The organism is Sulfuricurvum sp., assembly GCF_019163035.1.
Classification (GTDB): domain Bacteria; phylum Campylobacterota; class Campylobacteria; order Campylobacterales; family Sulfurimonadaceae; genus Sulfuricurvum.
In genome coordinates, this window is the sequence record NZ_JAFLKV010000013.1 from 1 (window position 1) to 1985 (window position 1985).

Annotated in this window: 3 protein-coding genes; 1 reads left to right on the forward strand and 2 read right to left on the reverse strand. The window is 35.3% G+C overall.

Annotation, left to right across the window (positions count from 1 at the left end; translation table 11 throughout):
• Positions 1 to 252, reverse strand: a 252-nt coding sequence (locus JZU62_RS01160) for a hypothetical protein (protein WP_295011110.1), incomplete at its 3' end; no start/stop codon positions are given.
• Positions 253 to 260: 8 nt separating this feature from the next.
• Positions 261 to 821, reverse strand: coding sequence for a hypothetical protein (locus JZU62_RS01165; protein WP_295011112.1), 561 nt, complete (start codon positions 819 to 821; stop codon positions 261 to 263).
• Between the two features lie 135 nt (positions 822 to 956).
• Here JZU62_RS01165 and JZU62_RS01170 point away from each other — a divergent pair.
• Positions 957 to 1985 (forward strand): TonB-dependent receptor plug domain-containing protein (locus tag JZU62_RS01170; RefSeq protein ID WP_295011113.1); only part of this gene is annotated, 1029 nt, incomplete at its 3' end.

Below are 1985 nucleotides of genomic sequence, written 5' to 3' on the forward strand. Positions count from 1 at the left end.
TAGTTCAAAACTCATCAAATCAGAATTTTGTTTAACGATTCTATTTAAATATTCCTGATTAGCACTATCCAATCCCAATGAAATATTCAATCCGAGTATGGGAGAAACCGTATCAATCAATAATTGGTTTTTCCCTTTTTTAGACTCTATAAATTGTTCTTCTACATTATGTGAAAATTCATACCTCTCCAATGCAACCAGCAAGAGTGCAAAGAAAATAGCACCTGCAATCATTTTGACTTCAATACTCATACGGCGCATTACTTATCATCCCCTTTCATATAGATCTTGGATATTTGAACCAATGTATTGTCGAGTTCTATACCGCTGTGTTGCAAAGCATTGATATTGATATAGGGCATTACTTTTCTACCTAAAAACAGTGTTGCATCAACCCCTTTACCAAGGTATTTAGCGTCATATGCAACCGTTAATATCGAATAACTATTAAGAAAACGAATCGAATTATTGATAGTGGAATCATCTGAATCAAACATAAAAGCAAGCTGGCTTTTTCGACATTTGTCAATACTTCCATAATCACTTTTTATAAGTTTGATAGGGTAGTTTTTAATCCCATTTGGATAACTGTTTTGGATTTTTTCAATTAATGATACTGCTGATCTTTCATCTAATTTATCATACAAAATACAGACTTCCATCTGATTCTGGATATTTTTTTTCTGTGAACTCATTAAAACAAAGCGAGGCATGATTTTAGAAAAAATTTCCAAAACATCATCATCATACACGGATGCGAAAAGGGAATTAGCATAAAAAATCTGACAAACAATCGACAAAAATAAAAAACGTTTTATCAATTTTTCCAATCCCTTAAACTACTTTACTTCCGATATGGTAACACCTGAGAGTTTCTATAGTCAGTTTAACTAAAGAAATATAAAAAAATGTGTAAAATATAAATAATATCTAGGGGTAAGCAGAAGGCCGTTTGAATGACAAAAAAAGTTCTCTTATCTGCCATGCTATTCCCTTTACTTACAGGTTTGTATGGTAATGAAACTGGAGAAATCAGTGATTTTGAGACTCTTTTAGAAAATGCAAGTGCTTTAGCAACAAAAAAGTCTCTCAATGTGGATTATATGCCCTCGGTTGTGAGTATTGTCGATGGACAAACGTATATCGATGCCGGTATCCAAAACGTGGGTGAAGCGTTAGGGATGCTTCCGGGTATCCAGATGCAGCTCAGTCCCATGGGCTATAAGATGGCTACGGTTCGAGGGTTTAAAAGCCCAAATGCTTATCTCTCCGACAGAATCAAAATCCTTATAGATGGGGTTGGGATCAACAATGAAGTCTCAGGATCAAGTGACTTTTATATGGATTTCCCCATACAGCTGGTCGATAGAATCGAGGTACTTCGCGGACCGAACTCTACCACTCAAGGTTCCGGTGCATTTTACGGAACTGTCAATATTATCACCAAACTCGGAAACTCAAAAGAAGAGAATAAAATTTTTCTCGGAAGCGGAAGCTATAAAACACTCACTGCCGGAACAAACCTCTATACTCTTTCAAACAACTGGAAAATATTTGTCGATGGCTACATAGCTCGAAATAATAAATCACTTCCGGTGGATGAGAGCAAAGATGGTACCGATGAAAAAATGAAAGATTTTTCCATTGGGTTTAAAGCCGTTAATGGCCGGTTTGAATTTTTAACACGATACAAACGGAGTGTGTATGGAAATTTCTACGGATTTGAAGAGAATCTAGACCCGATTCCGACGAGTCCTAAAGAGCATATTAACTCCTACTTCTTCTCACAGGCCTCTTATAAAACGACTTTGAATGATATTGGAATTGAAAACAAAATCAATTTTTCGGATAGAGAGTTAAATGAGGGCGCAAATATAAAAAATATCCCGTATATAGCAAGCAAATTTGTTACTGTGGGTGTTAATATACAAGATGGTTTCTATTTTACCGAAAAATTAAAAGAGCAAAATTTTGAAGTAGAATCT